The organism is Pseudodesulfovibrio nedwellii, from assembly GCF_027923765.1.
GTDB classification, from domain to species: Bacteria; Desulfobacterota; Desulfovibrionia; order Desulfovibrionales; family Desulfovibrionaceae; genus Pseudodesulfovibrio; species Pseudodesulfovibrio nedwellii.
Map to the genome: position 1 here is coordinate 3,181,912 of NZ_AP026709.1, position 25,319 is coordinate 3,207,230.

Annotated in this window: 21 protein-coding genes; 16 read left to right on the forward strand and 5 right to left on the reverse strand. The window is 49.1% G+C overall.

Going from position 1 to position 25,319, the window contains the following annotated elements; genetic code table 11:
* The first annotated feature begins 285 nt into the window (after nucleotides 1-285).
* The 3 genes from SYK_RS14850 to SYK_RS14860 all read left to right on the forward strand — a co-directional run bounded on the left by SYK_RS14850 (nucleotide 286) and on the right by SYK_RS14860 (nucleotide 7,111).
* On the forward strand, nucleotides 286-2,469 hold the full coding sequence (locus SYK_RS14850; RefSeq protein ID WP_281761053.1) for a glutamine synthetase III family protein: 2,184 nt from the start codon (nucleotides 286-288) through the stop codon (nucleotides 2,467-2,469).
* 407 nt (nucleotides 2,470-2,876) lie between these two features.
* On the forward strand, nucleotides 2,877-4,604 hold the full coding sequence (locus SYK_RS14855; protein ID WP_281761054.1) for a bifunctional metallophosphatase/5'-nucleotidase: 1,728 nt from the start codon (nucleotides 2,877-2,879) through the stop codon (nucleotides 4,602-4,604).
* A gap of 215 nt (nucleotides 4,605-4,819) precedes the next feature.
* Nucleotides 4,820-7,111, forward strand: coding sequence for a PAS domain-containing hybrid sensor histidine kinase/response regulator (locus SYK_RS14860; RefSeq protein ID WP_281761055.1), 2,292 nt, complete (start codon nucleotides 4,820-4,822; stop codon nucleotides 7,109-7,111).
* Nucleotides 7,112-7,115: 4 nt separating this feature from the next.
* On the opposite strand, the gene SYK_RS14865 is transcribed toward SYK_RS14860, so the two are convergent.
* A complete protein-coding gene (locus tag SYK_RS14865; protein ID WP_281761056.1) occupies nucleotides 7,116-8,117 on the reverse strand; it encodes a Gfo/Idh/MocA family protein in 1,002 nt (333 codons plus the stop codon).
* A 316-nt stretch (nucleotides 8,118-8,433) separates the two neighbouring features.
* Here SYK_RS14865 and SYK_RS14870 point away from each other — a divergent pair, with 316 nt between their 5' ends.
* The 9 genes from SYK_RS14870 to SYK_RS14910 all read left to right on the forward strand — a co-directional run bounded on the left by SYK_RS14870 (nucleotide 8,434) and on the right by SYK_RS14910 (nucleotide 18,415).
* Nucleotides 8,434-9,153: a substrate-binding periplasmic protein gene (locus SYK_RS14870; protein ID WP_431194115.1), complete on the forward strand. Its 720-nt coding sequence runs from the start codon at nucleotides 8,434-8,436 to the stop codon at nucleotides 9,151-9,153.
* A 281-nt stretch (nucleotides 9,154-9,434) separates the two neighbouring features.
* Nucleotides 9,435-10,544 carry a UDP-glucose--hexose-1-phosphate uridylyltransferase gene (locus SYK_RS14875; protein ID WP_281761058.1) on the forward strand — a complete coding sequence of 370 codons (1,110 nt, stop codon included), beginning with the start codon at nucleotides 9,435-9,437 and terminating at the stop codon, nucleotides 10,542-10,544.
* On the forward strand, nucleotides 10,544-11,854 hold the full coding sequence (locus SYK_RS14880; RefSeq protein ID WP_281761059.1) for a galactokinase: 1,311 nt from the start codon (nucleotides 10,544-10,546) through the stop codon (nucleotides 11,852-11,854). The genes SYK_RS14875 and SYK_RS14880 overlap by 1 nt, the downstream gene beginning before the upstream one ends.
* The gene (locus SYK_RS14885) at nucleotides 11,851-12,873 is read left to right on the forward strand and encodes a LacI family DNA-binding transcriptional regulator (RefSeq protein ID WP_281761060.1); all 1,023 of its coding nucleotides are present in this window, start codon (nucleotides 11,851-11,853) and stop codon (nucleotides 12,871-12,873) included. The genes SYK_RS14880 and SYK_RS14885 overlap by 4 nt, the downstream gene beginning before the upstream one ends.
* Complete coding sequence (locus SYK_RS14890) at nucleotides 12,870-13,913, forward strand: aldose epimerase family protein (RefSeq protein ID WP_281761061.1); 1,044 nt, start codon at nucleotides 12,870-12,872, stop codon at nucleotides 13,911-13,913. Before SYK_RS14885 ends, SYK_RS14890 begins: the two co-directional genes overlap by 4 nt.
* A 35-nt stretch (nucleotides 13,914-13,948) precedes the next feature.
* A complete protein-coding gene (locus SYK_RS14895) occupies nucleotides 13,949-15,046 on the forward strand; it encodes an ABC transporter ATP-binding protein (protein ID WP_281761062.1) in 1,098 nt (365 codons plus the stop codon).
* Nucleotides 15,047-15,122: 76 nt separating this feature from the next.
* Nucleotides 15,123-16,376 carry an ABC transporter substrate-binding protein gene (locus tag SYK_RS14900; protein WP_281761063.1) on the forward strand — a complete coding sequence of 418 codons (1,254 nt, stop codon included), beginning with the start codon at nucleotides 15,123-15,125 and terminating at the stop codon, nucleotides 16,374-16,376.
* Nucleotides 16,377-16,467: 91 nt separating this feature from the next.
* Entirely contained in the window at nucleotides 16,468-17,586 is a 1,119-nt protein-coding gene (locus tag SYK_RS14905) for a carbohydrate ABC transporter permease (RefSeq protein ID WP_281761064.1), read from the forward strand.
* A gap of 1 nt (nucleotide 17,587) precedes the next feature.
* Nucleotides 17,588-18,415 carry a carbohydrate ABC transporter permease gene (locus SYK_RS14910; protein ID WP_281761065.1) on the forward strand — a complete coding sequence of 276 codons (828 nt, stop codon included), beginning with the start codon at nucleotides 17,588-17,590 and terminating at the stop codon, nucleotides 18,413-18,415.
* Between the two features lie 78 nt (nucleotides 18,416-18,493).
* On the opposite strand, the gene SYK_RS14915 is transcribed toward SYK_RS14910, so the two are convergent.
* From SYK_RS14915 to SYK_RS14930, 4 genes are all read right to left on the reverse strand, one after another.
* Entirely contained in the window at nucleotides 18,494-19,237 is a 744-nt protein-coding gene (locus tag SYK_RS14915) for a tetratricopeptide repeat protein (protein ID WP_281761066.1), read from the reverse strand.
* Between the two features lie 162 nt (nucleotides 19,238-19,399).
* The gene (locus tag SYK_RS14920) at nucleotides 19,400-19,867 is read right to left on the reverse strand and encodes a TadE/TadG family type IV pilus assembly protein (RefSeq protein WP_281761067.1); all 468 of its coding nucleotides are present in this window, start codon (nucleotides 19,865-19,867) and stop codon (nucleotides 19,400-19,402) included.
* Nucleotides 19,868-19,880: 13 nt separating this feature from the next.
* Nucleotides 19,881-21,158: a vWA domain-containing protein gene (locus tag SYK_RS14925; protein WP_281761068.1), complete on the reverse strand. Its 1,278-nt coding sequence runs from the start codon at nucleotides 21,156-21,158 to the stop codon at nucleotides 19,881-19,883.
* Complete coding sequence (locus SYK_RS14930) at nucleotides 21,109-21,504, reverse strand: TadE/TadG family type IV pilus assembly protein (RefSeq protein WP_281761069.1); 396 nt, start codon at nucleotides 21,502-21,504, stop codon at nucleotides 21,109-21,111. Before SYK_RS14930 ends, SYK_RS14925 begins: the two co-directional genes overlap by 50 nt.
* Nucleotides 21,505-21,762: 258 nt before the next feature.
* Between SYK_RS14930 and SYK_RS14935 the strand changes: the two genes are divergently transcribed.
* From SYK_RS14935 to cpaB, 4 genes are all read left to right on the forward strand, one after another.
* Nucleotides 21,763-23,148, forward strand: a complete 1,386-nt coding sequence (locus SYK_RS14935) for a sigma-54-dependent transcriptional regulator (protein WP_281761070.1) — start codon at nucleotides 21,763-21,765, stop codon at nucleotides 23,146-23,148.
* Nucleotides 23,149-23,612: 464 nt separating this feature from the next.
* Nucleotides 23,613-23,792 (forward strand): Flp family type IVb pilin, encoded by a 180-nt coding sequence (locus SYK_RS14940; RefSeq protein ID WP_281761071.1) that lies wholly within the window; start codon nucleotides 23,613-23,615, stop codon nucleotides 23,790-23,792.
* 144 nt (nucleotides 23,793-23,936) lie between these two features.
* Nucleotides 23,937-24,485 (forward strand): A24 family peptidase, encoded by a 549-nt coding sequence (locus tag SYK_RS14945; RefSeq protein WP_281761072.1) that lies wholly within the window; start codon nucleotides 23,937-23,939, stop codon nucleotides 24,483-24,485.
* A gap of 12 nt (nucleotides 24,486-24,497) precedes the next feature.
* Nucleotides 24,498-25,316 carry a Flp pilus assembly protein CpaB gene (gene cpaB / locus SYK_RS14950; RefSeq protein ID WP_281761073.1) on the forward strand — a complete coding sequence of 273 codons (819 nt, stop codon included), beginning with the start codon at nucleotides 24,498-24,500 and terminating at the stop codon, nucleotides 25,314-25,316.
* Nucleotides 25,317-25,319: the final 3 nt, after the last annotated feature.

A 25,319-nucleotide genomic window follows, 5' to 3' on the forward strand; every position in this document is an offset into this window, starting at 1 on the left:
TGATGGTATCTCGTGTCCGCGAAATACCAATATGGAAATATGATTTTTGTATTTTCAAAATTGTTATATAGCTTGCTTTGAAATGGCGTAAAAACTACAATTTTGTATTATCTTTTTGAGGCAAAATTAAAGATAAAAAGCTATCATATTGTTTATTAAGTACTTTTACGAGTTGGCATGATCCTTGTTAGGAGGAGCCACGAAGAGAAATATTTGAGGGGCAGGCGCCCTTATGTCCGACCTGAGTTGGAAAACCCATATTTATTTGCCTGAAGGAGAATTGAGATGAGCGGATACCAGACCCGTCAAAATGCTATAGCCGCAGTGACCAACTATACTCCCACTGTTGAGCCATTGAATTTTTCCGAAACCTCTCCAACCGAGGTTTTCGGTTCCAACGTCTTCAATGATAAGGTCATGAAGAACATGTTGCCTAAGGATATCTATAAGTCCTTGATGGCGACCAAGCAGAGCGGTGAAGAGATGGATCCGGCCATTGCCGGTCCGATTGCTGCCGCAATGAAAGAGTGGGCTATCTCCAAGGGTGCAACTCATTACACTCATGTTTTTTACCCGCTGACCGGTTTGACCGCAGAGAAGCATGATGGCTTCCTGTCTCCAGACGGTGAGGGTGGAGCTTTTGCCGAGTTTGACGCCAAGCTGCTCATTCAGGGTGAACCTGATGCCTCTTCGTTTCCTTCCGGTGGATTGCGTGCCACTTTTGAAGCGCGTGGCTACACTGCCTGGGACGTAACCAACCCGGCATACATTCTGGAAAATCCCAACGGTACTTTCCTGTGTATCCCTACTGCGTTCATTTCCTGGAAAGGACACGCGTTGGACAAGAAAACGCCGTTGCTTCGTGCAAACCAGGCTATTAATAAAGCCGGTCGTCGTTTTCTTGGTCTGTTTGGTAATGACGATGGTGAAATGGTCGTATCCAATGCTGGTCCCGAGCAGGAATATTTCCTTCTGGATCGTAATTTTTATTTTGCTCGTCCTGACCTGATGGTGTGCGGACGCACATTGTTCGGTGCCAAACCCGCCAAGGGGCAGGAGCTGGACGATCACTATTTCGGCGCTATTCCACGCCGCGTACTTGCTTTTATGCTGGAAGTTGAGCGTGAGCTGTACAAGCTCGGTGTGCCGGTCAAGACCCGTCATAACGAGGTGGCTCCCGGTCAGTTCGAAATTGCTCCGGTCTTTGAGCAGGCCAACCTTGCCACGGATCATAACCAGATGATCATGACCACCCTGAAAGCCGTTGGCAAGCGATACGGCATGGCCTGCCTGCTACACGAAAAGCCGTTCGCAGGCATCAACGGTTCGGGTAAGCATTTGAACTATTCGTTGTCTACGCCGACGCAAGGTTCTCTGTATTCTCCAGGTGCCACTCCGCACGAGAATATGCAGTTCCTGGCTATCACCGCAGCGACAATTCGCGCTGTTGAAAAATTTGGCAAACTTTTGCGTGCTACCGTTGCCACAGCTGGCAATGACCATCGCCTCGGTGCTAACGAAGCTCCGCCTGCTATCATTTCCATTTTCTTGGGCGGTGAACTAGCCGAAATCTTCAACCAGATTGAAATGGGTGATCTCAAAGGAACCAAAGCCAAAGGCAAGCTGCGTGTTGGCGTTGACACTTTGCCTCCGCTGCCCATGGATTCCGGGGATCGTAACCGTACGTCTCCATTTGCCTTTACCGGCAATCGTTTTGAGTTCCGTGCTGTTGGTTCCAATCAGTCCATCGCTGGTTCTCAGGTTGCTTTGAATACCATTATGTCTGAGTCTCTGGACTTCATGTGCGACGAGATCGAAAAGATCACCAAGGGTGATCCCAAGAAGCTCAGTTCCGCTTGTCAGAAAGTTATCAAAGGCATTATGGAAAAGCACGGACACGTTATCTTCAACGGTGACGGGTATGCCGATGCATGGCAGAAAGAAGCCGAAAAACGTGGTCTGCCTAACTTGAAGACTACTGTAGATGCTCTGCCGAATCTCATTGATGAAGAAGTCGTCAAGGTGTTCAGTGACTACGGAGTATTGTCCAAGGACGAGATGTACTCGCGTCATGAAATATTCTTTGAGCAGTACAATCAGCATGTCCAGACCGAGTCTGCTCTGGTCGTCAAGATTGCCAAGACCATTATCCTGCCTTCGGCCATCCGGTATCAGGGTGAACTGGCTGCCACCGCTGCCAGTCTTAAGGCTGCGGGTATCGAGCCGACGCTTGGTACTTTGAGTGAACTTACCGACAAGCTGCGTCAATTGCAGAAGACCACCGAGGCCTTGGAAGAGTTGATGGCGCAGAATTCCTTTAAATCTGTCGAGGAAGAAGCCAAGTTCAAGACCGATAAGATTTTGCCTGCCATGCTTGACGTTCGTGAAGTCGCGGACGCACTTGAAGGTATGGTCGCCGATGACCTCTGGCCGCTTCCCAGCTACCAGGAAATGCTCTTTATTAAGTAGTCCGAATCCAATCCATAAAAAAAGGGTCCTGCGCTGTGGCGCGGGACCCTTTTTTTATGGATTGGATTCGGAGACACGGCTTGTGAGAGCTGCGCATCTGCACATTTTATGGGCTTCGTTTCATCCTCACCGTAGCGCTGCTACGCCTCCGGTGAAACTGCGCCCGAGAAAATGTACATCTGCATCACTCTCACAAGCCTCACGTGGTCGGGGATGGAGAGCCGCTGTTGGAGTGCTTTGCACCCCACGGTACTCCATATGGAGAGGAAATAATTTGGTGAATAAGGGATGGAGAGACGTTGTTGGGGGTGCTTTGCGCCTTAAGGTACTTCATTTGAAGAAAGAGGAGTGCGGTTTTCTTTTCAAGGAGGGCTTGGTATTGAGTGGAGATAGTGAGGAGATTTAGAATGGTGAGAAAATGGAGTTTTGTGGCTGTTCTTATGGCCGTGATAGCGTGTGCCGGCACTGCGTGGAGTTTTGATCTGACAGTGCTGCACGTCAATGATTCCCATTCGTATCTGGATGCGACCAAGGATACATTGAAGCCGGAGGGGAAGTCTACATCTGTCAAAATAGGAGCTTGGGCGCGGTTGCAGACTGCTGTTTCTCGTGTGCGTGGTCAGGCGCAGAATGTAGCCTTGCTGCATGCCGGAGATGCGGTGCAGGGCGATCTCTATTTTATGAAATATGGCGGCAGGCCGGAAATGGAGTTTTTGAACAGGCTTGATTTTACGGCCATGACTTTAGGAAATCATGAGTTTGACAAGGGGCCTGACTTTTTGGCGGGGTTCCTCAAATATACAAAGGTTCCCGTGGTCAGTGCGAATATTGATGCTTCGGCTATTCCGATTTTGGCGAGTAAAATTATGCCATATTTCATCACTTCGTACGGAGGGGAGAAGGTTGGCATTATCGGGTTGACCACCAAGGAGACGGCAATCATCTCCAGCCCAGGCAACATTGTTTTTGCTGATGAAGCCGAAACCGCTCGGCAGTATATCAAGGAGTTGGAGGCGCAGGGGATTAACAAGATTATTTTGCTGACACACGTTGGACTGGATGCGGACAAGCGGCTTGCGGCCACGGTGTCGGGGGTGGATATCATTGTTGGAGGTCATTCCCATTCGTTGCTGGGTGATTCCGTTGCCATGGAAGAGTTGGGTGAGGAACCCGATGGTACGTATCCGGTGGTCGTCAAAGGCGTTGATGGAAATGATGTCTATGTTGTCACGGCCTGGAAGTGGGGGCGTGTTCTTGGCCGTCTGGATGTGACTTTTGACGATATCGGACGGGTGACAGCAGTGAAAGGCAATCCCGTGATGCTGCTGGCGGATACTTTCAAGCGTAAGAATAAAGACAAGAAAAAAGTGGAGCTTGAAGGAGTTGAGCGAGAAGAAATGTTGGCGCTTGTTAAAAAGAGTCCAGTCGCAAGAGTGGTTTCTAAAGACAATGCGTCGGAAGCGTTTCTTGAGCCGTTCAGAGAAGGCGTCAATGCAATGCGTACTGATGTTATCGGTATTGCGGCTCAAACTTTGTCGCACATTAGAGTGCCGGGGGTTGATGAATCTGGGCTTTCTTTGCCTCACGGCAGTTTGATCGCTCCGATAGTCTGCCAGAGTATGCTCGCCAAGATGGCTTCTACTGGTGAAGATGTGGACATTGCCTTGCTGAATGGCGGCGGAGTGCGTGATTCCATTCCTCGGGGTAACATAACCGTGGGCACGGCTTATACGCTTATGCCGTTCAGCAATACTCTCAACGTCATGGATATGACTGGTGCTCAAGTGAAAAGAGCGCTGGAAATCGGCGTGACCCGTGGTGCCGGAGCTTTTCCGTATGTGGGAGGTGCTCGATATACCGCAGATATGAACAAGTCCGAAGGTAATCGTATCACGAGACTGGAGGTCAAGGGGGGGGGTGATCAATGGAAACTGCTTGATGTCGAACGTACATATCGAGTGGTTACAAATTCTTATCTCGCAGGTGGTGGCGATGGTTATGTTGTCATGAAGGACGTTTTAAAAAGATATGACACTGGCTTTGTTGATGCTGTGGCGTTCATTGAATACGTTAAAGCCATGAAGACCCTTTTGCCCATTGAATCTGCGGACGTGAATTTTATTCCGACAAAATAGACGAAATAGAGAGAAGCCTTTCGACAAGACCTCCCTGGCACTGTTGAGTGTCGGGGAGGTCTTGTTTGTGGGCAGGCGTTCGGTCTGGATTTTATGGAGTGATTTTTCTTTTCAGCTTCAACTAAAACTTGCGATTTATTGGTGATAGCGTATCGTGATATGAGTGAAATTTGTTTCTGAAAAACCATCAATCATGTGGCACTGAGAGGCTCGTAATGGACTTTCGCGGGGTGCAGGAAGTATTTGATCAACTCCATGATGTCATCGGCTTCGTTGATAAAGAATTATACTACGTTGCGGTGAATCGGGAATATTGTCGTTATTGGGCTATTTCTCAAGAGGATGTCATAGGGATACATGTTTCGTGTGTGATAGGAGAAGAGGTCTTTAATTCGACCATAAAGGCGTATCTTGAGCAATGTCTTGCGGGCGAAGATGTTCATTTCGAAGGGTGGATCGATTTTCCTGGTATGGGCGGGCGCCATATGGATGTCAGGTATACCCCGTGTCGTGGAGAGGATGGGCAGATACTTGGTGTCTATCTCATTGGTCGGGATATCACTGAAGTGAAGAACATGTATTCAAGGGCCGTGATCGAGCGGGATCGGTTTGATAGTATCCTTAATTCACTCAATGTCGGGTTGGTGTTGTGTTATCCGGATTTGACCGTTGCATGGCACAACAGGCAGATGCAGGACCTTTTTCCTGATGTCGATATTCGGGGGATGAAATGTCATCAGATTATTGAAAGGGACAGTGGGGAATGTAAAGATTGTCCGGCCTTGAAAACTTTGCGAACCGGTCGGTCTCATAGTGAAGAATTTTTTCATGGGGCGACTGGGCGTTGGTATGTCATGACCACGGTATTGACGCAGGATAGGGGGAGGGATCAGGTTTTGATTCTGGGGCGTCTTGAGGATGTTACGGATCAGAAGCTTGCTCGGGAGGCTGTTCTGGAAAGTGAACAGCGTTTCAGGGAAATATTTGAGAATGTGAACATGATCGCGGTGCAGGGGTATGACCATGATCGTCGGGTTATGTATTGGAATCCCGCCAGTGAGCAATTGTATGGGTACAGTCGGGAAGAAGCCATGGGGGAGTTGCTGGAAGATCTGATTATTCCTGATTCCATGCATGAGACGTTGAAGGCGGGACATAAGATGTGGTTGTCCGATGGTGTGCCGATTCCGGCGGGAGAATTGGAATTGGTTCACAAGGATGGCAGTTTCGTGCCGGTATATTCTTCGCACGTTATGCAGCAAACCACCTTGGGCGAGAAATTTATGTATTGTCTGGATGTAGGTCTGGCCGAGATCAAGCGTATTCATACTCAATTGATTGAGGCCAAGGAACAGGCAGAGGCTGCCAATGAGACAAAATCCGAATTTTTGGCAAACATGAGCCATGAGATTCGGACTCCGCTCAATGGTATTCAGGGGATGCTGTCGCTTTTGCTGGGTACTGAACTTGGTGATGAGCAAAATGAATATGCTCAGGCGGGATTGGATTCCGCCGTAAGGCTCAACCGGTTGCTTTCCGACATTCTTGATCTGTCTCGCGTGGAAGCCGGGATGATGGAAGTGGAAAAAGCCCCGTTCAACCTTTCTGATTTAATAAAACAGGTTCTCGATCTGTTTCATCTTTCATTTAATGCGGACAGCGTCGAACTGCGTTGTATTGTGGGTGATGACGTGCCGCACTTTGTGGTCGGTGATGGCGCGCGTCTTCAACAGGTGCTTATCAACCTCGTGGGAAACGCCCTCAAGTATACTGATGTCGGGGAAGTCTGTGTAGAGGTCGCAGCCCTTTCCCCCGTAAGGCCGGGAGAGCATCGAGTGTATTTTTCTGTCGCGGACACTGGCATTGGTATAAGTAAGGATAAAATTGATTCCCTTTTCGAACCATTTGTTCAAGGGAGTCAAGGTTTTACTCGAAAGTATCAAGGGGCTGGGCTTGGGCTGTCCATTTGTAGGCGTTTGGTGACTCTTATGGGTGGTAATATGTCCGTGGAAAGTGAAGTAGGCGCGGGGAGTGCTATCCATTTGGTGCTGCCGTTCGGGGAATCTTCATCACAGGAGCCGATAAAGTCTGTTGAACTGGTGGGGGAGGCTGGTGAAAAGTTTGGACTTAATATCCTGTTGGCCGAAGATGATCGTGTTAATAGTATTGTCGGCAAGCGTTTTCTGCAAGAGACTGGATGTACGGTACAGGTTGTTCCCAACGGGTTGAAAGCTGTTGAGATGCTGCGTGAACAAAAGTTCGACGCGGTTTTTATGGATGTGCAAATGCCGGTTATGGATGGCGTTGCGGCCACCAAGAGTATCAGAAAGGGAGAGGCCGGCGAGTCGCGGCGTAATGTTCCTATTTATGCTTTGACAGCCTTTACCATGGCTGGAGATCGGGAAAAACTTCTTGATGCGGGGATGGATGGATACATCCCCAAACCCATTGAAACGGAAGACCTCCTGAAATCATTACGCCATGCCGTTCAGAAAAAAGAGAAGTAGACGTTTAGCTTCGTTCCCATTGACCTGTTTGTGCGCTTTTTATCAGAGCGTCGATGACGTGCATGTTATCGAATGCGTCCATGAGTGTGGTCGGCAGTCGCGTGTCATCAAGAATGGCCTTGGCAAAAGCATCGCCTTGCAGGGTATATTGATCGCAAGGATCAAAGGAAAGGGGCTGCACCGTTATTTCCTTTTGGGTTCCCTGCTGGAGCATTATTGTGCATGGCTCATCCGGTGGGGCATTGAACGGAATGAGTATTTCGATCCGTCCCGTTGTGCCCAGGATGTTGACCCGTTGGTAGTCGGCCATTTGAGTGGAGCATGTGAATGTCGAAATTCTTCCGTTGAAATCCAGCATGCCTGAGAAGACTCGATCCGTGCCGAATTCGGGGTCTTGATTCATGAAGCTCATAGCTCGACGAGGTTGAGCGTTGAAGATGAATCGGGACAGGGACACGGGGTAGCATCCGATGTCCATGAGGGCTCCACCGCCGAGGTCCGCTTTGTTTCGGATGTTGTTTGGGTCTGCATTGAAGTAGGAAAAAAAGGATTGGATGGTAACCAAATCACCGATCAGTCCTTCGTCTACCAGTCGTTTTGCTTCAATCCATTGCGGGTGAAATTGATACATGAATCCTTCCATCACCTTGGCATCCGGGGCTGTAACCGTGGCATTGATAAGTCTGTTGACTTCGCCACTAGTTAGTCCCATGGGTTTTTCACACAGGACGTGTTTCCCTTTGTCCATGGCCTTGAGAGTCCACTCGACATGGAAATGGTTTGGCAGGGGGATGTAAACAGCATCAATCTGTTTGTCGGCCAGCAATTTTTCGTAGCTTCCATACGCTTTGGCAATCCCTAGTTCCTCGGCGACTTTTTGTGCGTTTTCCAGCGAACGTGAGGCTATGGCCGTGACTTCTGTGTGTTTTCCCTTTTGCATGGCGGGAATGACTTTTGTCCGGGCTATTTTGGCTGTTGAAAGGATGCCGAAACGTATTTTTTTCATGAAGAGCCTCTTCATCGGTTTGACGGTGAACGGTTGGCCTCAATATATCGCGAATGGTGTGATCTGCAAGCGGGAAGTTGCTTTTTTATCTTGTGAGGTCCAAGTCATCGCCGGCAGTTTGACTGCAAAACATTTTTCATCTTTTTGGGCCACATGTTTTGTAGTTGAAACGGTTTACTTATAATCGCCAAGCTGGTTTTGTGATGGTATCTTTATAGTAAGCCTCCCTTCTCTTGATCCGTTAATTGATTATAAAGGAGTCTTTAGGTTGAAGTGTCGTATTCAATTTGCGGTTTGTTTTATACTGTTTTTCATGATGGTTGCCATACCTTCTTTGGCTGCCGAGACAGTGGTTTTGACGTATGGGGAATGGCCTCCCTATCATTCTTCAAAGCTTCCGGGAAAAGGAGTGGCTTCAATTGTATATGAAGAAGCCTTTGGCTTTTCGGGTGTTAAGGTCGTGTATGAGTGCCTGCCGTGGAAACGAGCATATGAGAAGGCCCGTCATGGCGAGGCAACCGGATCTGTCGGGTGGTTGAAGAGTGGTGAAAGGGAAAAGTTTTTTTTCTACAGTGACCCAGTTATGGAGTCAGAAACAGTCTTTTTCTATAATCGATACAATGGATTTGAATGGAATGAGGTAGAGGACGCTAAGGATATGCGTATAGCTATTCCATTGGGTGACCTTGCGCAGGAGACGTTTACCACTGTGGTCAAGAGCGGTTCGGGAGAAATCCACACGACAAGAGGATATGTGCAAGGCATGAGAATGCTTGTGGCTGGGAGGGTCGACCTGTTCGTTTGCAACAGGGAAGTCGGCCTGCATATTTTGAAAAATCGGTTTCCTGACGCGACGCATGTTGTTGTGCACCCACGTCCAATACGGAAGGGGGCTTCTCATCTTATTATTTCTAGGCGAATACCATTCGGGCTTGAACTGGTGAAGAAGTTTAATAAAGGTCTTCATTGGCTGAAGGAAAGTGGACGGTATCAGCAAATTTTGACGGAATATTTTGAGGAAAAATCCGGGCTGTAAATTTTGAATGTTGTGACTGACTTTGCCATGGAGAAAGTTCTTTTGACTATCGGGGAATGGCCTTCATATTGTTCATTTTTATACGGTCTGGTCGTAGGGACAGTTCTCTCTTAATATTCTGTTATTCCAGTTTAAATAAAAAACAATTGAGTTGCAGTATCTTTGCTGGGTTGGCTGAAAAGTCAGGCCGGTATATTGACAATGTGACGATTTCATGTTTTTTTTCTAATGTTCTGCAAACGTTTGCGGTAACGTTTGCGAAAAGTCTTTGAAGATATGAGATGTTGGTTAATTCTGGCTTTTCGACAGATGCGTTGGATATTCTGGTTGCGGGGAAAATAATGAATTTTGAAGACAATCCGCACAGGCGGCTGAATCAGCTTACAGGTGAATGGGTGCTTGTTTCACCCCATAGAACCAAACGTCCTTGGCAGGGACAGCAGGAGGAACCTGATCTGGCCATTCTGCCTGAGTACGAGGACAATTGTTACCTGTGCCCCGGCAATGTCCGAGCGGGTGGCGCGGTCAACCCTGTCTACGAAGAAACCTTTGTCTTCACGAATGATTTTGCAGCTCTTTTGCCGGATATGCCAGAAGATGCCGAAGTTTTTTCCGATAATGATCCCCTTTTGGTTGCTGAATCAGAGACAGGCGTGTGCCGTGTTCTCTGTTACTCTCCTCGCCATGATTTGACGTTGGCACGACTTGGCGCTGCTCAGGCTCGAAAGGTTGTGGATATCTGGTGTGATGAATTTCAAACATTGGGTGCCCGTGATGATATCGGGTATGTTCAGATATTTGAGAATCGTGGGTCTGTCATGGGCTGCTCCAACCCGCATCCTCATGGTCAGATATGGGCCACCCGGAATGTGCCTATGTACCCGGCGACAGAAGGACTACGGCAGTCTGCGTATTTTCAGGAGCACAATTCCTGCCTGTTGTGTTCATATCTTGAGACAGAATTGAAACGGGGCGAGCGGATCATTTTTGAGAATGATTCTTTTGTCGTTCTGGTGCCGTTTTGGGCGACTTGGCCCTTTGAGACAATGATTCTACCCAAGAAGCACATGACGTCTATCCTTGAAATGGATGCATCCATTCGGGATGATCTGGCCGATGCCATGGTCAGGTTGAATATTCGCTACGATAATCTTTTTCAGACATCATTTCCTTATTCCATGGGCATTCATCAGGCTCCATCAGACGGTAGCGATCATTCCCCTTGGCATTTCCATATCCATTATTATCCACCTCTCTTGCGGTCCAAATTGGTCAAGAAGTTCATGGTTGGATACGAGATGATGGCCATGCCCCAGCGAGACCTGACAGCCGAAGCCGCTGCCATCCGTATTCGGGAGCAGGCTGAAGTGCATTATTTGGAGACGCAGTAATGGATTCAATTCGTACCTATTTGCATGCGCTCGATGCTGGCGCGTTGAATGCGACATTAATTGAGTTGTATGGAGGATCAGCTTTGTCGGTCCAACGTCAACGGTATAACAACCTATTGTCTCGGTTAGAAAAATGGAGTGGATGCAGCAAGGCTGTTTTGGTGATTGCGCCGGGACGAACCGAACTTGGTGGCAATCATACGGATCATAATAACGGCGTGGTTTTGGCTGCAGGCGTGCATTCCGATTGTTTAGCCGTGGCGTGTCCTGTGGACGAGGCTGTCATCCGCGTGCGTTCAGAAGGATTTCCCGACAGTATTGAGGTGGACTGTACAGACCTTGCTCCTCGTGTTGAAGAAGAAGGGACATCTATTGCTTTGGTTCGTGGTGTTGTCGCTGGGTTCGTGAGCCGTGGTTGGGCTGTTGGCGGTTTTGATGCCTGTATTTCCGGTGATGTCCCAGTGGGAGCCGGGCTGAGTTCTTCGGCTGCTTTTGAAGTTTGTATAGGCCAGATTCTTAACCAGTTGTACTGTGAGGGCAAACGGACATCGCTGGAATTGGCCACGGTAGGTCGTGAGGCCGAGAATACATATTTTGGCAAACCGTGCGGCTTCATGGATCAATTGGCCTGTGCGACTCAGGGAATTTTGTCTATTGACTTCATGACTCCGGAAACCCCGGGAGTTATGGAAATAGATTTTGATTTTGAGGCTACCGGTTATCAGCTTGTAGTGGTGGATACCGGTGGGAGCCACGCTGATTTGACCCCTGAATACGCAGCTATTCCTGAGGAAATGGGGCGTGCGGCTCGTGTTATGGGGCAGGATGTGGCTCGTGGTCTGACTGTGCAACAGGTGCTGGACAACGTGGTTGCGATCCGTAAGGGAGCCGGTGACAGAGGCGTACTTCGTCTGATCCATTTTATTGAGGAAAGCGAAAGAGCGCAACAGCAGGTGGTTGCGTTACAGACAAACGATATGGATGGTTTTCTCCGGCTGGTGAATCAGTCTGGTGATTCGTCATGGCGATTGCTTCAAAATTGTATCAGTACGACCAACGCGTTGGAACAGGGCATACCTCTGGCTTTGACGTTGACCGAACGCTTTCTTGGTGACAAAGGCGCGTGGCGTATTCAGGGCGGCGGTTTCGCTGGAACCATACAGGCGTATGTGCCCAATGAACTGGTGCAGCAATACAGTAATTTTATGAATGGAGTGTTCAAGCCCGGAGCGGTTTTGCCGTTGAGAATTCGGAAGCCGGGTATGGATTGTATCCGGTTGAAGGAACTTCGTGGAGTGTCCTCGTCATGAGTTCTTTTACTATTAAGGATCTTGCCAAGAAGCTCGGAGTTTCTCCGTCAACGGTATCTCGTGCCTTGCGAGATCACCCGGATATTAGCTTGGCTACCAAGCGCAAGGTGACTGAGGCCGCTGAGAAATATCACTATCAGCCAAACCAGCTTGCCCAGTCCCTACAAAAAAAGCGGAGCAATACCATTGGCGTTATTGTTCCCGAGATTCGTCATGATTTTTTTTCTAGTGTCATCAGCGGTATAGAAGAGGTCGCCTACGAGCACGGCTATATCATTATGGTCTGTCAGAGTAACGAAACTTTAGCCCGTGAAATGATTAATACCCAAGCTTTGGTCGCCAATCAGGTCGCAGGATTGCTTATCGCCATTTCTTCGGAAACCACGAATTATGAACACCTTTCCGGTGTCATTCGTCAGAATGTACCGTTGGTTCAGTTCGATAGGGTTGTGGAAGGATTGGATACGAGCAAGGTCGTGGTGGATGACTATCGCGCGGCGTATGGTGCCGTGATTCATCTTATAGAATCCGGTTATCGCCGTATCGGACATCTTGCCGGACAGGACGGTATCGCCTTGAACCAACATCGGTTTGAGGGATATCGTGATGCTATGCATGACAATGATCTGGTCGTGGAAGATAAATTCCATTTGCATGGCGGGTACAGGGAAGAGGACGGCAGAGCCGGTGCTGAAAAGTATCTCGCCATGGACGAAATGCCCGAGGCTATTCTCGCCATCAATGATCCTGTGGCCGTTGGATTGTTTACACGATTCAAGGAAGCGGGGGTGCGAATTCCTGATGACGTGGCCCTTGTCGGTTTTTCTGATACACCGGCTGCGGCGCTCATCGAACCTGCATTGACCACTGTTTTTCAGCCCGCATTCGAGATAGGTCGTATGGCTGTGACGTTGTTGCTCAAACAGTTTGAAGCTGGTGAAGATTTTGTGCCTGAGACCGTGACCTTGGAAACCCAATTGTTGGTCCGTGGTTCGTCTTCGGCGAGGGGGCGGTCATGAGTATTCAACGCACACGATGGGGTACTTTGGACGATGGAACCCCGGTGGATTTGTTTACCCTGACCAATTCTGGTGGCATGGAGGCATCTATTGCCACATATGGCGGTATCCTCACTCGACTGACTGCGCCGGATCGGGATGGGAATTTGGCGGACGTGACACTCGGTTTTGATTCGCTGGAAGAATACGTTGCAGACCCTTGGTATTTCGGCAGTCTGATCGGACGGGTTGCCAACCGGGTAAGTCATGCCTGTTTCGCATTGAATGGGAAGTTCTTCGAACTTGAGGAAAATTGTGGTGAGCATCACCTGCATGGTGGCAGCGGTGGTTTTCACAAGCAGGTTTGGGATGGTGAGTCGGTGGAGACTGACGATGGTCCCGGTGTGCTTTTGCGATACGTCAGCCCGGATCAGGAGATGGGATACCCTGGCAGGCTGGAATGTTCGGCGATGTATGTTTTGACTGCGGATGGACTGCGTCTTGATTTTAAGGCCACAACAGATAATCCCACCGTAGTGAACTCGACTCTTCATAGTTATTTCAATCTGTCTGCCAACCCGGATGAGAATTGCCTGGGACATGAATTGTGTATCCCGGCCAGTCGTATTTTGGAGACGGATGCCTCATTGATTCCCACTGGACGGATCACGGATGTGGCCAGCACACCGTTTGATTTTATGCATCCGGCGACTATTGGCAGTCGGATCGCTAATAACAACGATGGTCGAGGGTACGATCATTATTTCGTGTTGGATAACTCCGCGACGACATTGCGACCGGCAGCCACTGTGTTTGAGCCGGTTTCAGGACGGGGGATGGAGGTTTGGACGACCAGTCCCGGAGTGCAGTTTTATTCGGGGGATTACATCCCGGATTTATTGCCGGGCAAAGGTCGTTTGGTGTATGGTTCTCATTCCGGTTTTTGTCTGGAAGCACAAGGGTTCGTGGATGCTCCTAACCAGCCAGGATTCCCGGAAGTGTCCCTTGAAACGGGGCAGGAGTTTGTCCAGACAATATTGTTCAAGTTTTTTGTGAAATAGCTTATTGCATCAGGAAACCTAAAGAGACGGCAGATATGGCAAATGTTGAGTTGAAAAAAGTGGTCAAGCGGTACGGCGACGTGGAAGTGGTTCACGGCATCGACCTTGATATCAAGGACAATGAATTTATCGTCCTTGTCGGGCCTTCCGGTTGTGGCAAATCTACTGTTTTGCGTATGGTCGCTGGACTGGAAGCCATATCCGGTGGTGAAGTCCTCATTGGCGATCGTGTGGTCAATCAGGTGTCTCCCAAGGACCGTAACGTGGCCATGGTTTTTCAGAATTATGCATTGTATCCGCATATGTCCGTGCGTGATAATATGGGTTTTTCCCTGAAGATGCGTAACAAGTCCAAGGCGGATGTCGAAGCCAAGGTTAATGAGGCCGCTCAAGTCCTTGAACTCGGTCCTTACCTTGATCGTAAACCCTCAGAACTTTCCGGTGGGCAGCGTCAGCGTGTCGCCATGGGCCGCGCCATGGTTCGTAAGCCAGATGTCTTCTTGTTCGACGAACCTCTTTCTAATCTTGACGCTCAGCTCAGAACCCAGATGCGTATGGAACTTCGCAAGATGCACCTGCGCATGGCAACGACCACAATTTACGTTACCCACGACCAAATTGAGGCCATGACACTGGCCGACCGAATCGTTATTTTGAAGGATGGGGACATCCAGCAGATCGGGACGCCCATCGAAGTTTTTGAAGACCCGGATAATGTTTTTGTTGCGCAATTCATTGGCAATCCGCCCATGAATATTTTGTCTGGAACCTGCCGTATAGAGGAAGGGAAACGACAGGTGATCGTTGGTAATTCCATCTTCCCCGTGGTTGATGGCAAAGCTGAATCTTTGCAGGACGGTGCTCCGGTGAAAGTCGGTCTGCGTCCTGACTCCATCAAGATGGGAGACAATATCGAAAAACTCCCCAAGGAATGGTGGTGCCAGGGAGAGGTTGTGGTTTCCGAGATTCTCGGCGGCCAGTCTCATCTTGAAATTGTTATTGACGGCGAAAATGAACTTCTTGCTGAAGTGGAAGGCCGTGTGGTGGCCCATCCCGGCGAGGTGGTTCCCATTGGTTTTGAATTTGATCGCATGGTGCTTTTTGACCCGGAGACAACCAACGCACTTCGTTGATTTTATATCTATTGAAGTGGTTGTTTTAATAGTTAATTGATTGGTTATGGATATTTCGACAACCTTAGGAGGTATTATGAAGGGTTTTGCTAAATTGCTCCTCGTTTTTGCCGCTGTCCTGCTGCTTGGTGCACCGCAGGTCTCACAGGCAAAAGACCTGACCGGCGATCTGGAGATCTTCTCCTGGTGGGCTGGTGATGAAGGCCCGGCTCTGGCCGCTCTGATTGAAATTTACAAGAAACAGAATCCCAATGTGAACGTAATTAATGCTACGGTTACTGGTGGCTCCGGCGTTAACGCCAAGGCCGTTCTCAAAACCCGTATGCTCGGTGGTGAGCCGCCGGATTCTTTCCAGGTTCACGCAGGCCAGGAATTGATCGGTACCTGGGTCAAGGCTGACCGCATGGAAGACCTCACTCCGCTGTTCAAGGAACAGGGTTGGATGGACGTTTTCCCCGAAGGGTTGATCAAACTCATCGGTACTGACAAGGGTATCTGGTCCGTGCCTGTGAATATCCATCGCTCCAACGTGATGTGGTATGTGCCTGCCAATTTGAAGAAATGGGGCATCGAAGCTCCCAAGACCTGGGATGAGTTTTTCGCCGCAGCTGAAAAGCTGAAGGCCGCAGGCGTCACTCCTTTGGCTCTGGCTCAGAACTGGACCGCCAACCATCTGTGGGAATCCGTTGCTCTGGCCTCTCTGGGCGCTGACAACTGGGATGCTCTGTGGTCCGGCAAGCTCGCTTTTGATTCTCCCGAAGGCATCAAGGCATGGGAATTGTTTGGTCGCGTTCTGGAATACACCAATGCAGACGCTTCTTCCCTGTCCTGGCAGCAGGCAACCGACATGGTCATCGACGGCCGTGCCGCTTTCAACATCATGGGTGACTGGGCTGCCGGTTACATGACCACCACCAAGAAATTGGCTCCGGGCACTGGATACGGCTGGGCCGCTTCCCCCGGTACCGGTGGCGAATTCATGTTCCTGGCTGACTCCTTTTGTCTGCCCATGGGCTCTCCTCATCGTGATAACGCCATTGCATGGCTCAAGATCCTTGGTTCCAAGGAAGGCAGTGACACTTTCAACCCGCTCAAGGGTTCCATCTCTGCCCGTACTGACTCTGATTTGAGCAAGTATAACGACTACCTCAAGTCCGCTGCTGCCGATTTCGGCAAGGACCGCGTGGTTGGTTCCCTGGCTCACGGCGTTGCAGCCAATGAGACTTTCATGGGTGGATTCGCGTCCGTCATGGAAATGTTCCTCAAGTCCAAGAATGCAACAGCCGCTGGCAAGGCTTGCCAGCAGCTCGCCAAGAAGTCCGGCATATAAACGAATAAACGGGTATGTTTGTGTGCCGGGAGCACTGTCGCTCTCGGCACACCCCACCCTTTCTTAGATTTTTACGTATTTCGAGTTACGCATGCGAGAAGCATCACTGGATAGATTGAAAGCGTTTTTGACGTTGTTGCCGTCGATGATCCTTATCGGAGTGTTCGTCTACGGATTCATTGGCAACACCATCTGGACCTCCATGACTGACTGGGGTGGGTCAGGGGCTCTTGCACTGGAACCTGAGAAAAATTTTGTTGGTTTGGCGAATTATATCGACCTATTTACTGGATTCCTTGGCGGTGGATTTCGTCAGGATTTGGTGAATGCTGTCTATTATTCCATCATGCTGCTGGTGGGAGCAGTGGGACTCGGCATGTTCATTGCCATTCTGCTCGATCAGAAGCCTAAGGGTGAAGACCTCTTGAGGACAATCTTCCTCTATCCCATGTCTTTGTCATTCATCGTATCCGGTACTATCTGGCGGTGGTTGCTTGCTCCTCAGGGTGGCGTGAATATCCTGCCTACCTATGTAGGCATGGAACCCATGACCTTTGGTTGGCTTTCCAGTCAGGCGGCGATTCTTGTCTTTAACTGGCAGGATATCCTTCGAATTTTGTTATATCTTGTGTCTTTCGTTCTCATTCTCGTCGGTCTTTTCGCGATGCGGAAGGATACCAGCCGCGCCATGAAACGGTGGCTCATTCCGGGTATCATTCTTGGGGCGTTTGTTTGGCTGTTCGGCGGACTTATCCCTGATGCCTACATGATGGAAGAAGAGCATGGCTTTAACCTTGCCACGCTCGGTATCATTATGGCGACTATCTGGCAGTATTCCGGCTATACCATGGCTCTGTATCTTGCCGGTTTCAACGGTATTTCGCAGGATTTGCGCGATGCGGCCATGCTCGATGGCGCTTCGGAAGTCGGGTATTATCGCTACATCGCCATCCCCATGCTTAAGCCGATTACTATCTCAGCGGTTATCATCCTGTCGCATATATCTCTTAAGATGTTTGACCTTGTGTTCGCCATGACCGGCCCGGATAATGCCGAAACAGGCCACCCTGCCTTGAACATGTATTTGACCACCTTCCGTGCCAATGACTTTGCGCAAGGCGCGGCTATTGCCCTTGTCCTTTTCCTGATCGCGGCCATGTTCATCGTGCCCTATTTGGTCAGTCAATATCGCCAGAGAGGGAGACGCTAATATGTCCACCAAGAAAATTACACCGGGTTCTGTTTTCCTTTATGGGACATTGACCGTTCTGGCTTTATTCTTTCTGATGCCTGCCTATATGGCGGCTGTGACCGCGTTGAAAATGCCTGCGGATATCAGCCTTCCGTCGTCGTGGGAGCTTCCGCCTACCTTCAATTGGGGCAGTTTTTCTGAGGCCATCGATCTGCTTAAGCCGAACTTTGTGAATTCCATGATCCTCACCATTTGTGCCACCATTGGCTCCACGGTGCTCGGGTCTCTCAATGGGTATGTGTTTTCCAAGTGGAAGTTCAAGGGTTCAGAAATTGTGTTTACCCTGTTTCTGTTCGGAATGTTCATACCGTATCAAGTTATTTTGATTCCGTTGTTCCAGACTCTCAGGGCTATGAATCTTTATGGCGGTTTGCCCGGTCTTATTCTGGCGCATATCGTTTACGGTTTGCCCATCACATCGCTTATTTTCCGTAATTTTTATTCGCAGATTCCTACGGCACTCATTGAGTCCGGGCGACTGGACGGAGCAGGGTTCTTTTCAATCTACCTGCGCATCGTGTTTCCTTTGTCTATTCCCGGATTTGTAGTCACGTCATTGTGGCAGTTCACACAGATTTGGAATGAGTTTCTTTGGGGTATTTGTCTGACTAGACATGCGGACAACCCCATTACAGTTGGGCTGGCGAATCTCGCCGGGGGGCAGGCTGTCAGTTGGAACTTGCCCATGGCCGGGTCTATCATGGCTGCGGTACCCGTGTTGTGTATCTATATATTCCTTGGTCGGTACTTTATTCGAGGTTTGCTGGCTGGATCGGTCAAGGAATAGACTTCAACCGTAATTGTAATAAGAAAGCCCGAACGTGAGTTCGGGCTTTCTTATCGATGAAGAGACGAAGAGGAAAGGCTATGCCTTTTTTTTCTGTTTTTTACAGTAGTTGAGAAATTTTTGTGCTTCAATGAAGTCAGGATTTATAGCCAAAGCCTGTTCGAGACTGGAGATACAGCGGTCATTGAGTCCTTTTTCAAAAAAGACACGAGCCAGATTGAAATAGACGTTTTCGTCGCTTTCGACGATTTCCAGAGATTTCTCGTAGTAGCGGATTGATTCGTCGTAATGGCCATTTTTACGAAGTGAAATGCCGAATTTATTGAATTTTTGTCGGTGTTCGTATGTGAAGGCCTCGTCCAGTTCAAGCAGGGTATTTAGTATTTTTTTGAGTTTCTCAAATTCTTTTTTTTCGGAATAGACTTCTCCCAAACCATAGTTGGCATCGATGTTTTTGTCATCGATCATAAGCGCCTTGATGAACTGCTGCTCTGCTTCGTCCAGATTGCCATCGGCAAAAGCCTGCTCACCCATTTTGATTTTTTTGACCAGAGTATCGAGTGCAGGGACTGTATGAATTTTGTAGTAATTTGGCTCGGGGGTATACTGTTTGAGGAAGTCCAGTTCCTTCATGGTGCTGCGTACTCCGGACGGTACGTGGTGCGCATTGAGGGGCTGTATTTCAAATTCTTTGTCTGAAAGTTGGCGGGCGTACCAGTATGTGACGTTGTCATGTGCCACGCTGGTTCCGCCGGTGCCTATTTCTGCGTCAATCTGAAGAGAATAGACACCGAGTACTTCTGGGTATTCGCTCAAGGTCATGGGCTCCCTGTCTTTTGTCTGAAAAAACATTGCACGTAATTTGTGATTATAAAATATACCCCACGTGAGGGTGGAAATCAATAAATCTTCACACTTTCTGTATTCGTCTTTCATAAAAAAAGCCCCATGAGGGGCTTTTTTTAGGGGGAATGTGCAGGTGCATCAATCACATGGTTTCCATGGTTCGTTTACTTTTCGGTCATATCCATACAGCGGGATTGAATCCGGTAATATTGCGCCAACTATCGGAGTAAAAGGCTTATAAGTATACAAAACAGACACCTCGGCAAGTTGACATGGGGCACCGGGATCGTTGTCGATGCCATCGCCTGAGGCTCCGAGATCCGGCCACGAGCGTACGTTGATCTCGTAGGATTCACTCTCCAGCGTCGTCAGAGCGGCTTCTGTTGCAGTGATGATCTGGGAAAGACGCGTGCCTTCCTCGTCTCCCCGGCCGGTGGAGGCGAATCGAGCACCAATTTGGGCGGCCTTTTGTACGGTCAACCAAGAGTATGCGGCGTTGCCGCCTTCGACAACGCCCATTATCAGCATGAACAGGATAGGAAGGACGAGGGCCATTTCAACGGCAGCTATTCCTCTGTTGCGGGAGTTGTTTGTGTGTTTGCGCATAACCTTTATCTCCCTACAGCAGGCGCCAGCCGAGCTGCTTGCCTATTTGCTTGAATATCTCGGGGATGTCGTACACGGACGGTGCATCGAAGTAGTGGTCGTTTGTTCCAGGTTTGCTGGATGCGATTTCTTTCATGAGCGCAATGTCCGTATAGTCTGAACTGCCAAATCGGATGGCGAATATTTCTACACCCGCATCCTTGGCCAATTGAGCCTCGGAGAGCATGTCATCATTAAGGACGCCGCTGTTTTCGCAGTGCGCGTCATCCCGTCCGCTGCCAAAATAGGCATTGGTCCAGTAGTTATTGGGCCGATAAGAAGCCCGGTAGCCGCCGCCGCATTCGCCGTCTTCCGTATCGCCGTCAGTGAGTACGATCATGATTTTTCGGAAATCTTCTTTATCACCAGCCTGAGTGTATGGGGCTTCCGGTGTCAGGATGTGACGTGCCCACTTGATGCCTTCGGGGATGACAGTGCCGGACCATGCGCCCGTAGCGGTCTGGGTGTTGATGGAGTTGATGACGAGATCCTTGTTTTTGCTCAGGGGTAATGCCTTGGGCAGATCAGAGCATGTATCAAGGGTAACTTTTCGTCTGTAATAAGAGGAGAGACGCCAGTAGTCGTCCATGAAATCTTCGTGGATGCCTTCGTTGAGACTTCCATCAGCATTGTAGCAACCGGCATCAAGCCCGGATTCTTCGCCTATGCGGACTTTCCCTCTGAATGGAACAAGGCCAACCTTGGTGTCCGGTGTTGCACCATCAGGAATCAGGAGTTCGGTTAATTCAATAGAGGCCTGCTTGACCATATTGATTGGTGTACCTTTCATTGAACCGGAATTGTCGATGACAAAGACGACTTCCAGCTTGTTGAATCCAGCTGTTGCCCGTGCTTCAACCGTGGAGTCGGACATGCCGAGGACAGACATGAGCAGGAGGTTGACTTCCGCTTGTGCCATTACTTCAACGCTTCGAATTTCGGTCCCGGCAACAACGGACTTCACTTCAGCACTTTCCATGTTTTTGTCCACCATTGACTCAACAGCTTGTTGCACGATGCCTTTGGAAAGGTCTGGGTCGTAAGGAAGTTCGAGGCTTCCGGCCAAAGCACCCGCGTCCACCGCGGCTTGAAGCCGTGTGTGCGTCATGTACGTGTTCCCCATATCGATGGCGATGCCCGTAACTCCCAGAAGAAAGGGGAGCAGCATGGCAATCATGGCCGTTGTTGATCCCTTGCGGGATTTAGGGCATCGGCATGGTTGTCTGCGCGACGAACTGGAATGAATTGTCATTGCTTTCCCCTATAGGTGTGGTGCTGCTGGCATTGCCGAACAGTTCATATTGATACGACACTTCGACGGTGACCGTTTGGCTCACCGTGTCTGTTGTCACGTTGGTATTGAGGTCGGCACTGTCGATGTCTGTAACCAGTGCAGCGACAAGGGCTTCTACGTCAGCATCACTTCCTTCCAGAAGCACATGCCGTGCGCCTTCACGGCTGGCTTCGATCAACGAGGAATATGTGTGTATGGCATTGGCCCCTTCAACCAAAAGCATGAGCAGAAGGGCTAGCACGGGAAGCATCAAGGCGAGTTCGACCGCTGCGAGTCCTTGGCGTTTAGTGTCTTTATTTTTCATCCCCGTTCTCCTTGGGTTCCATTTTTATGCTTTGGTGTTGTCTATGGGAATATATACGCAATGGCTGTGCCAACCAGAATGAAGGTTGGCAATGGTGTGATATATGATCTTGGATTTATATAATAAAAAAAATTGTGACCAAAGAGCTTTAGGATTCGTATTGATAAGTAACGGTGCGAATATCTATTTTTTGTGGATAAGATTTTACGTTTCATGTAAAATCCAAATGTGGGTAGAAAGACATTCAGGAGTAAGCCTGTGGCAGAACGAATATTGATTGTAGATGATGACCGAGCTTTTCAGGGAATGCTTGTCGAAGCATTGATCGACAAGGGATATGACGTGGATACCGCTTCGACAGCCGAAGATGGTATTAAAAAAGCTGTGGCTGGAAAATTTGATCTTATTCTTCACGATATAAAGCTTCCCGGTATGTCCGGGCTGGATGCTTTGCCACATTTGGCAGAGGCCGCACCTGGCGTGGATATCATTGTCATGACCGGTTATTCGTCCAAGGATTCTGGCGTAAAAGCCATGCAGCGCGGTGCGTATGACTATTTCACCAAGCCGTTTTCATTGGGAGAGATGGAAGTGGTGGTCCGCCGTGCATTGGAAAAGCGGCGGATGCAGAAAGAGCTATCCGAACTGAAACGGAAGGGCGGCACCAGCCCGTTGCATTCCATCATCGGTCAATCAGCTCCCATGATGGCGGTCAAGGAGCGGATTGCGCGTGTGGCTGAACTCAATGCCGATGTTTTGGTTATGGGTGAAACCGGCACAGGTAAGGAACTTGTTTCAGATGTTATTCATGCCTTGAGTGCACGGGCTAAAGAGCCATTTGTCAAGATCAACTGTGCTGCCATTCCTGAAAATCTTATAGAATCCGAATTGTTTGGACATGAGAAGGGGGCTTTTACCGGCGCGACTTCCATGAAGCAGGGTAAGTTTGAGCAGGCCAAGGGTGGCTCCCTTCTGCTTGATGAAATTGGTGATATGCCACTGCATCTGCAACCCAAACTGCTGCGGGCGGTGGAGCAAAAACAGGCTGAACGCGTGGGGGGCTCCAAATCCGTTATCTATGATGTGCGTATCATCGCGGCAACTAATCAGGAGTTGGAGCAGCGTGTTGAAGAGGGTAAATTCCGTAGTGATCTCTATTATAGATTGAATGTGGCAACGCTCGTGTTGCCTCCGTTGAGAGATCGCAAGTCGGATCTTCCTCAATTAGCTGAATTCTTTTTGGATAGAGCGAACCGAAGACTTGGTACAGACATCAGTTCCGTATCCAGTGCGGCCATGGAGATATTCTTCAATTACGATTGGCCGGGTAATGTGCGCCAGTTCGCCAATGCTGTGGAACGTGCTGCCATTTTTTGCAAATCCACGACTATTACTCCCGCTGAGGTTGATCAGGCCTTTACCAATACATCCCCTGTGGCAGATGTCGGCATGCATTTGCCCGTGAGCGAAGGAATTCCTTTGAAGCAAGCACTTATCGGTTATGAAAAAGTGCTTATTGAGAATGCCCTGCGTGCGTGCGGGGGAACCCAGACAGAAGCGGCAAGTGTACTCGGTGTGTCTGCGAAGAATCTTTGGAATAAATTGAAAAAGCACGATATTAACCCGATATTATTCAGAAATTAGTCACAGATCTTTCCTTTCCCCTTCCTTTCTCCTGCCTTTTTGTCCGACATCTGAGTCGGTGTATCCATCTTTTGTGGTTATTCTGGACTAATAAACTCAAGATTTGGGTGTGAAAGTACCTAATTCTTGAGTTTGGAGTCTTGAATGTGAATTTTTATACGTGAGTCCATTTTTTATGGACACTGTTAATCTTATGAAATTTAAGCGGATTTTATGAGAATAGAGGAGAATATGTTTTTATTTGAATCTATAAAAAATAGATCCGTCTAAAAGGGGGGTGCAGTTAAAACAGATGTTTACGAATGGAATATTTTTTTTTCTCCTTATATTTTAAACTCTTGAGTTTTAAAAAATAAAGTTTTTTTTTGTATGGCACACGGGTTGCTTTATCGAAATCGTGGCTGGTGCTTAACAGCAAAAAAACAAATTTCGATTTTTCACGAAACAAACCAAGGAGAATGACAATGACCAAGCTTATGAACCTTATCCTCGACGAAGAAGGCGCAACCGCTATTGAATACGGCCTTATCGCCGCCCTTATCGCTGCCGGTATCGTTGGTGCAACTACTTCTCTCGGTGGCCAGGTCGTTTCGACTTTCCAGTACATCACCGGGCAGATGAGTGCAGCTACCGCAACTCCCTAGTATTTAGTCGAAACAGCTAACCGTTTAACGGAAGCAGCCAGAGCAGCCGAACCGGGGCTAGCGGGAAAGGCCCGCCAGCCCCGGTTTTGTCTTTGAGGGAAAGCGAAGACAACCAGATCGGCTCAGAAGACCATCGGGGGAACCATGAATTTACTTATCAGTATAGTGCTCGCAGTGGCACTGCTCATTGCAACCATCACCGACATCAAAAACCAGCGTATATATAACTGGCTCACCTTTCCGGTCATTCTGGCCGGGTTCGCCACACATACCGTGTTCGGCGGGGTCGAAGGGCTGCAGTTCGCCGCAGGCGGATTCGCTCTCGGATTTATCGCCATGGCGTTTCCATATTTTTTAGGTGTGATGGGTGCGGGTGATGTGAAGTTGATGGCTGGAGTTGGAGCATGGCTCGGTTTCTCCAGCACCTTGACTGCTTTTTTATTCACCTGCATTGCTGGCGGCATTTATGGCCTCGGCGTGCTTGCCTTTGACAGAAAGGCCTTCAAGGCCGTCATGGGCAATCTTGTGAATACCTTCTCTGTCTTCGTGGCGACCCGAAAGTTCAATTTTGCCCTTACCAATACAGAAAAGGTCCTGCCTCGGCTTTGCTACGGCGTGGCCATTGCCGTGGGCACCGCAACTGCCATGATTTTACATGCATGGCAGACCGGTGCTGTCCATGGCAGTTATTAAAGGAGGGACGTCATGAGTAAGTCCAAGAGAGCCCTGATACAAATTACCTTGTCATTGATTCTGGCAATCGTAGCCGGTGTGCTGATCTTTCAGTGGTCTAGCAATGTGACTCGAAAAGGACCTGTTCAGCAGGTTGCCGAAACGGTTCCTGTGGTCGTGGCCAAGGTGGATATTAATCGCGGTCTCAAGCTGACCGAAGAAATGATGGAAGTTCGCAAGTACACCAAGGATTCTCGTCCTTCAGGTGCATTTTCAGATCCCGGCCAGCTTCTTGGTCGTGTAGTCAATCAATCAGTTGGTGCTAATGAAGCCGTAACAACCATGCGGTTGGCTGATGAATCCGTTATTGGCGGTGGTGTCAGTGCCCTTATTGAACCTGGCATGCGTGCCATGGGCGTCAAGGGTAACGAGGTTATGGGGTTGTCCGGGTTCGTTCGTCCCGGCGATAAAGTGGACGTCATCGTCACGTTGGTCGTCGGTCGAGAAGAAATTCCTGTCACCAAGCTCGTGCTTGAAAATATCAAGGTTATCGCCACCGGCATACAACTGACTCCGCCTGACGAAGAAGGTAAGGCCGCGAGTGTGGATGTCTACACTTTGGAATTGAGCCCGCCGCAAAGCGAACGTCTGGCATTGGCTGCAACTCAAGGCACCTTGAATTTCGCTCTTCGTAATGAGCAGGATGAAAAGATGGTTCGAACGACCGGTTCCAATATTCCCAAGACTCTTGCAGCTCTGCGTCCCAGTGCGCCAACTCGCCATATTAAACGAAAGAAGACCGACAAGGTCGAAGTCATTACCGGCGCCATGCGCTCGTCGGTTAAGTTTTAGGGG